Raw genomic sequence first — 7,007 nt, 5'->3', positions numbered from 1 at the left:
TCGAGGCATGGAGCTTCCTCATTAATCTCAAGATGAGAAGAATTGGTACCGACAAAATTCGGCAGATTTTAAGAGGGTCAAAAAATGGACATGAATATGGTTGAGATTTTAGGTTATGCAGCTTCAATCATGGTCGCTATTTCGCTAACTATGAAAGATATTGTTAAGCTTCGTATCCTTAACTTTATTGGTTGTGCGCTATTTACCGCTTACGGACTAATGATTGATTCTTGGCCTGTAGTATTAACTAACGGTTTTATTGCTTGCGTTAACATCTACTTCCTAGCAAAAATGCAGCAGGAAAAAAAAAGCCTAGAGCCTGAGAAAGCGCAATAGCATTCAAACAATAAAAGCCCGCAAATCATAAGATTGCGGGCTTTTGCTTTTAATATTCCATTTCTATCACAGCATCCCTAAACGAGCGCTAACGAACCCAGCTAAGTGCTAATGTTTCTCGACGAGAAAACATGTCCACATGCGATGAAATGATCGCCTTAACCGTATTCAGTTTCTCTTCTGAATCCGCCTCACAGGTTATAGTTAGGCTAGATGCACAAAGGTTAAACTCCGCTTTTCCCGTCGGAAATGTCACCAAACCGCTATTTTCATTCCAAGTAGCAGGAACCTTTCGTCCAAAATGCCGACAAAGCGTCACTAAGTATTTGTCAGCGTGTTCACTATCTATTCGGGTGCTTTCTTTAATCATGAACTTACTCGTTACTTTGAAACGTCCTATGAAGAACCTTGTTAGAATTGATAAGCTGCAGAGAGCTTGAAGTTGCGACCCGGCTCGTAGTCATCAAGCGTGAAGCCACGTGCAGTACCCGAACGAGACGCATGAGAGCTGTACAACTCGTCAAATACATTATCAATACCAAAGGTCACCGACAGTCCATCAATATCAGACGGCACCCATTGAGCGTATAGATTATGCACATCATAACTTGCTTTCTTTGGCTGACCATCAAAGACGTTGTCTTCCTCTAGAACAAACATTGAGTTCCACCCGAAGATCGTTTCTAAAGCGTCTGACTGGTAATCCAAAGTTAGAGCAATGCTATCACCCATATCAATGCTACGCCCATTGCCCCCAGCAACAGGACCACCAGTATTCTTGTTTTTGGTGTCCGACTTAGAGTAAGAAAGTTTGCTGTTAAACTTGTCGTAACCATAAGAAGCACTTGCCTCAAAGCCTTTAATCTCAACATCACCTAAGTTGTAAATCAGGTAAGTTTGAGTCGCGTTTTGGTACTGGTCTGCAATGTAATCATCAATTTCCGTTTGGAATACCGTAATATTCGCCCCAAAGAAATGCTTATCAAAGGTTTTATCAAAACGAACACCACCCTGCGTGTTCAATCCCGTTTCTGGCTTTAACCCATCCTCTAAAAATGCAACGTCTTGGTAAGCAATAAAGGTTTCCATTAGCTCTGGACCTTTAAATAGAGAGCGTGCACTCGCAAACAACGTCCAATCTTGCGTCACCGCCCATTCTGCTGCTAGAGCCCAAGTTACATCATCATAATTACTGGTTCCTGTCTCAGCTTTGCGTTTGTAATCATCAAAGCGCATACCTGCAGTAATAAAGAAGGCATCAGAGAAGAAGAACTGATCTTCTACAAACAGTGCGGTTGAAATCGCCGATTCGTCCATAAACTTACGACTACCGTAGTAACTCGAAGACGTTTTATCCATGTAGTCGAAGCCATAAGTGACTCGATTATCAAACTCACCTAACATAACATCTGACTGGAATTTGCCATTCAAACCAAAGTTTTGGTTTTTGGCGGTGTTCTTTGATAAACGGTTCGAGGGCCAACGAGGGGCCATCACCGTTTCGTCACGTTTAATTTCTGTCTCGGTATTATAAAGAGTGACGTTTCCTTGGTGTTGTTCGCCTCGCAACTCGTAACTCAAGGTAACGGTATCGCGGTCATAATCCGTAGGGATAAGTAACTTGCTCGACAGGCTATTATTTGCACTACCAGACATATCAGGACGCGGACTGTAATCTCCACTGTCTCGGTACATGTCATAAGAGAGCTCAAAACGATGGATGTCATTTAGTTCATACCCCAGCTTAGCCAGAATGTTGTAAACATCACCTGCAGCACCATAGGTTTTATTGCCATCACCATCTTCAAAATCATCACGCGTAACGTAATGGCCATAGACCATCGCATCAATGTTTTCGGACAAAAGTCCGTACAGTGTCAACGAACCTTGTTGGTTGTCGTTGGATGCATAGCCGCCATAAACACGCGCACCAAACTTTTCATCGTAACGAAGTAAGTCACGAGCGTCTTTCGTTTCAAAGTAGACCGAACCGCCTAACCCGTTTTGAGTCACAGAGTTATTACCTACCTGAATGTCCGCAGATTTGAGAATGTCAGGGTTCAACGTCAAGTTACCAATATGATGGAACATGCTCGCATGCTGAGAAGCACCGTCAAGACGAATGTCCAAATCGGTTTCGCTCAAACCACGAATCGTAATACGTTGATTCACAGAGTGTGTTCCACCAACATCCACACCGGGAATATCGCGCAGTAAATCAGACATATGATCCGCTTGCTTCAGTGACATGTCGTCCGCAAACATCGACTCAGTGTTGCTGGAAACTTTCGTTCCCCATACAACGACCTCTTCAAAATGTGACTCAGTATCTTGAGCTAAAACAGGGGTTGATAGCGCCATTCCCACTGCAAGGCAAAGGCTTGAAAGCTTGATAGGTGAACAAGCAGGGCTTTCCATAACTTCATTCCTAAATATTAATGATAATAATTCTCAGGTATAATAAGCATGAGTTTTATAAATACAAAGGCGATTTGGTTATGCGAAATCGCACAAGTGTTATGAGGAAGTGTCAAATGCAGGAAGTCACAACAAAACGAACTAAAATTGCCAAGATAGCTTTAACCCAAAGACTAGAGGCGACAGAGAAACAATGGATTGTCACGCAAGGCCAACCTTGTCAAACTCAACTGGCCGAAGGTAAGTTCCTATCATATCAGTATAATGATCAAATTTTTGTTCATGGCGGGCGTTGTCTAGAACTTATTGATTCGAATATTGTTTCTACTGCACACGCCTCACTGCTGGTCACTATTCTTTTAGAAGGTAGACTCTCGTTTGGCTACGACGATTTGCAATTTGATTTAGACGCGAGCGACGGCCCTAAGGGTGTAGTGGTGAACTTACTCAAACCTGCAAATTTTCGTCGTTCACTGCTCAAAGATAACCTCATTAATAAGATCAACATATTGGTTAAGCCCCAATGGCTAGAGGCCCGCCTTGAGCAAAATTGTAGCCATCGAGCCTTTTTTAACTCTCATCAGGCGTTTCAACAGTTGGAGCTTAACCAGACGCTATGCGAGCTGGCTGACACGTTAACAAATAGAGAAACACCGCAAGAGTTCCAAGAGAAGCTAGAGGTCGAAAGCTTGATCTATCAAATTTTACATCAAGCCACCAAGCAAATTCCTAAGAATTTCAGTGCTAAAAACAGCAGTATTGAACGACACATTGACGGTCGGATTGAGGATATTGTCAGCTATATTGAAACTCACCTTGATCAAGAACTACGCTTGGAAAAGTTGGCGAGCCAATTCTCAATGAGTGTTTCAAACCTGCAGCGCCGATTTAAACAATCACTTAATATGACCATAAACGGCTACATTCGTTTTCGACGTCTTGAGATTGCTAGGCAACATTTGGAACGTGGCCTAGTGACGATAACAGAAGCCGCCTATGAAGCCGGATACCACCACCCTTCTAACTTCACTTATGCCTTCAAAAAGGCATTTGGTGTGCCACCACATGAAGTGATTAAAGAGTAAGGGGACTCTAGGTAACTGACTGTTATTTAGGAGTGTCTTATCCACAACATCGGTATATACTCGCCTTAAACGTTATGGAGGTTAAACATGAATATTGGTGCTGTCGCGAAGCTCACAGGGCTTTCATCTAAGTCGATTCGATTATATGAAGACAAAGGGATCATATCTCCACCAGCGCGCAGCGACTCTGGCTATCGCGAATATTCAGATAATCATATTCAAGAGCTTAACTTGGTATCACGCGCAAAAAGCGCAGGCTTTTCGTTGCAAGAATGCAAAGAGTTCGTACAACTTGCTCATAACCCCAACCGCAAAAGTAGCGAAGTAAAAGCAAGAACCATGGACAAACTGAGAGAGGTTGAAGAAAAAATTGCACACCTCATGGAGATCAAAACGCAACTTGAAGGTTGGGTTTCTTCTTGTCCTGGAGATGCAGAGAGCCGATGCCCAATCATAGACGAGCTCACCAAGTAAGCCCGCCTATCTATTGATCTCGTTAAAAACGAACTAGCTCGCTTAATGATAAGTACACATACGCTTACCGTTTAACTCTATGATGTTAAATGGCGTTTCGTAGATGTCCTCTAGCGTAGACGCTTGAATAACCTCTTCAACCGCACCACTCGCCACAACTTTACCTTTCTTAAGCGCCAATATGACATCTGAGTAACACGCCGCGAAATTAATATCATGAATCACGACCACCATAGCTTTATTCATGTCATGGGCTAACTGCTGCACAACTTTCATGATCTGAAGAGAGTGTTTGATATCTAAGTTATTAAGAGGTTCATCAAGAAAGACATAATCTGTATCTTGTGCAATCACCATAGCAATAAATGCAAGCTGTCGCTGACCACCACTTAATTCATCCAAGTATTTGTCTTGAATATCTTGCAAATCTAAGTAGTCGATCGCTTTTTCTATGACCTCATGATCTTCTTTAGTCAGATTTCCTTTAGAGTATGGGAAACGACCAAAAGAGACTAACTCTTTTACGGTAAACCGCATTGTAATCGAGTTAGCTTGGCGAAGTACTGCCAGTTTTTTCGCTAGCTCTTTTGTGTCCCATTCCGCGATTTCCTTGCAATCAATGATAACACTACCGCCATCTCGCTCCGTTAAGCGCGAGGCCATAGATAACAGCGTGCTCTTTCCCGCGCCATTTGGACCGATAATCGATGTTACCTTGCCCTTTTCAAACTGAGTATTGGCCTCGTCTACGACTTTGTTTGAACCGAAAGCCTTCGTTAATTTGTCTATTACTATCATATTTATACAACTTTGTTTTTCAGCAGCAGGTATAAGAAATACGCACCGCCGATAAAGTTAATTACGACACTCAACGTCGTCTCAAAACTGAACACGTTTTCGATTATCCATTGCCCAGCAAGTAATGAACTGATGGATAGAAACGAACATCCGACCAATAGCGTTTTATGTTGGTAACTTCGGAACATTTCTCGGCTTAAGTTGGTCACTAGTAAACCAAAGAACATGATTGGCCCTACCAAAGCCGTAGAAATAGCAATCAAAACCGCCGAGATAATAAACACATTTCTCGTCACTTTAGGTACATCAACACCCAAACTTTTCGCATTGTCTTGGTCGAGCCAAAACACATCTAAAGTGCGATGCATCCTAAACAACAACCAACATGCAAACATCAAAGCCGGAGCACTAAAGTAAACCAAGTTCACTTTGACATTATTGAAACTGGCGTACAGTTTCGACTGAACAATTGCATATGTGTTTGGGTCCATCAGCAAAGAAAAGAATGACGCCGCATTGGAAAATAGCTGACCAAAGATCAAGCCGACCAATAGCAACGTAATCAAGTTCTTGCTGCCTTTTGAAAAGTAAAACCCAAACAGCAGTAGCGAAAACGACACCATTACAATTACTGCAATCGCGAAATTGACGTACAAGTTAAGAACTAAGGTACTCAACCCACCAAAAATCAACACGATCAAAATTTGGGTTAACACATACAGCGCATCAAAACCCATGATACTTGGCGTTAAAATTCGGTTGTGCGTAATGGTTTGAAATACAAGTGAAGACTGAGCAATGGCCACACCCGCTAGCACTATCGCCAATACTTTAGGAACTCTACGAGACAAAAAATATTGGTAGTTGTCAGCCGTTAGCCCAATACCAATAAACAGACACGCGAAAAGAATCGCAATGCCACCTAGCATCAGGATCTTCGTTGAATCACGCATGTTGCTTACCTCGCAACAACATAGCAATGAATACCACGCCACCCAATATGCTGATCACGATAGAGATTGGCATTTCATGAGGGAAAATAATTAAACGACTCACCAAATCGCAACACAACACTAAAATGGCCCCATACATGGCCGTAAGCGGAATGTTCTTTTTGAGGTTATCGCCATAAAAGTGACTCACGAGATTCGGTACAATCAGCCCCAAGAATGGCAACTGGCCAACAATCATCACGACACTTGCTGACATGATGGACACCAATAGCACGCCAATCGTCACAACCTGCTGATAATTCAAACCCAAGTTAATCGCGAAATCTTTTCCGATACCTACGGCAGAGATCCTTGCGGCAAAAAGATAGCTGAGGATAACCATTGGTACCGCGATGTACAGCAGTTCAAAATCACCACGCAAGATGTTGGCGAAGTTTGCGACTGTCCAAGCATTCAGACTTTGAAGTGCATCATATTTGTAAGCGATAAACGTAGTCATGGATTGGATGACATTGCCGAAAATAATCCCGACAAGAGGCACAAAAACCACGCTCTTAAATTGAATGCGCTGAATAAAGAAAACAAACGCTAGCGTCCCAAATACCGAGATGCCGAATACGAGCCAAAGGTGATTATCATTACCAAAGAAAACCACGCTCAGTACGTAGCCCAACATGGCACATTCGATCGTACCGGTTGTAGAAGGTGCAGCAAATCGGTTCTGGCTGATTTGCTGCATGACAAGTCCCGCAATACTCAAGCCAGCACCAGCAAGCAGTATGGCAAATAAACGTGGTATACGGCTGGTAAAGAAAAGCTCTAATGCTTTCTCATCACCTGAAAAGAGTTGTTGGGGCGTCATGTTTGCCACCCCAACAAATAACGAAACCGTGCTTAAAACCACAAGGGTTAGCAATAACTTCTTCAAAGTTAACCTCTGCTA

Annotated in this window: 8 protein-coding genes; 3 read left to right on the top strand and 5 right to left on the bottom strand. The window is 42.7% G+C overall.

The window, feature by feature from the left end:
* Positions 1 to 84 precede the first annotated feature (84 nt).
* Positions 85 to 336: a YgjV family protein gene (locus R7E51_RS15445; RefSeq protein ID WP_005376619.1), complete on the top strand. Its 252-nt coding sequence runs from the start codon at positions 85 to 87 to the stop codon at positions 334 to 336.
* An 88-nt stretch (positions 337 to 424) separates the two neighbouring features.
* Here the strand turns inward: R7E51_RS15445 and R7E51_RS15440 are convergent, their stop codons facing one another.
* Positions 425 to 706, bottom strand: a complete 282-nt coding sequence (locus R7E51_RS15440; protein WP_005376622.1) for a DUF2218 domain-containing protein — start codon at positions 704 to 706, stop codon at positions 425 to 427.
* 41 nt (positions 707 to 747) lie between these two features.
* Positions 748 to 2,754, bottom strand: coding sequence for a TonB-dependent siderophore receptor (locus R7E51_RS15435; protein WP_005382608.1), 2,007 nt, complete (start codon positions 2,752 to 2,754; stop codon positions 748 to 750).
* Positions 2,755 to 2,870: 116 nt separating this feature from the next.
* Here R7E51_RS15435 and R7E51_RS15430 point away from each other — a divergent pair, with 116 nt between their 5' ends.
* Both R7E51_RS15430 and cueR read left to right on the top strand, forming a co-directional pair.
* Positions 2,871 to 3,839 (top strand): helix-turn-helix domain-containing protein, encoded by a 969-nt coding sequence (locus R7E51_RS15430; RefSeq protein ID WP_005376626.1) that lies wholly within the window; start codon positions 2,871 to 2,873, stop codon positions 3,837 to 3,839.
* Positions 3,840 to 3,926: 87 nt separating this feature from the next.
* Positions 3,927 to 4,313 (top strand): Cu(I)-responsive transcriptional regulator, encoded by a 387-nt coding sequence (gene cueR / locus R7E51_RS15425; RefSeq protein WP_005376627.1) that lies wholly within the window; start codon positions 3,927 to 3,929, stop codon positions 4,311 to 4,313.
* Positions 4,314 to 4,355: 42 nt separating this feature from the next.
* Here cueR and vctC read toward each other — a convergent pair whose 3' ends face one another.
* The 3 genes from vctC to vctD are packed head-to-tail and all read right to left on the bottom strand — an operon-like array spanning position 4,356 to position 6,992.
* On the bottom strand, positions 4,356 to 5,111 hold the full coding sequence (gene vctC, locus R7E51_RS15420) for an iron chelate ABC transporter ATP-binding protein VctC (protein WP_005376629.1): 756 nt from the start codon (positions 5,109 to 5,111) through the stop codon (positions 4,356 to 4,358).
* A 2-nt stretch (positions 5,112 to 5,113) separates the two neighbouring features.
* Complete coding sequence (gene vctG, locus R7E51_RS15415) at positions 5,114 to 6,064, bottom strand: iron chelate uptake ABC transporter permease subunit VctG (protein ID WP_171345628.1); 951 nt, start codon at positions 6,062 to 6,064, stop codon at positions 5,114 to 5,116.
* Positions 6,057 to 6,992, bottom strand: coding sequence for an iron chelate uptake ABC transporter permease subunit VctD (vctD, locus tag R7E51_RS15410; protein WP_017820306.1), 936 nt, complete (start codon positions 6,990 to 6,992; stop codon positions 6,057 to 6,059). Before vctD ends, vctG begins: the two co-directional genes overlap by 8 nt.
* Positions 6,993 to 7,007 lie beyond the last annotated feature (15 nt).

It is taken from the genome of Vibrio sp. Vb1166 (genome assembly GCF_033338695.1).
Lineage (GTDB): Bacteria > Pseudomonadota > Gammaproteobacteria > Enterobacterales > Vibrionaceae > Vibrio > Vibrio alginolyticus.
Note: the sequence above shows the minus strand (reverse complement) of the source record. Positions and strands in the feature narration are given on the sequence as shown.

Coding starts and splice junctions, on each gene's coding strand:
- R7E51_RS15435 (WP_005382608.1), bottom strand. CDS start 2,754: ATGGAAAGCCCTGCTTGTTCACCTATCAAGCTTTCAAGCCTTTGCCTT.
- R7E51_RS15445 (WP_005376619.1), top strand. CDS start 85: ATGGACATGAATATGGTTGAGATTTTAGGTTATGCAGCTTCAATCATG.
- vctG (WP_171345628.1), bottom strand. CDS start 6,064: ATGCGTGATTCAACGAAGATCCTGATGCTAGGTGGCATTGCGATTCTT.
- cueR (WP_005376627.1), top strand. CDS start 3,927: ATGAATATTGGTGCTGTCGCGAAGCTCACAGGGCTTTCATCTAAGTCG.
- R7E51_RS15430 (WP_005376626.1), top strand. CDS start 2,871: ATGCAGGAAGTCACAACAAAACGAACTAAAATTGCCAAGATAGCTTTA.
- vctC (WP_005376629.1), bottom strand. CDS start 5,111: ATGATAGTAATAGACAAATTAACGAAGGCTTTCGGTTCAAACAAAGTC.
- R7E51_RS15440 (WP_005376622.1), bottom strand. CDS start 706: ATGATTAAAGAAAGCACCCGAATAGATAGTGAACACGCTGACAAATAC.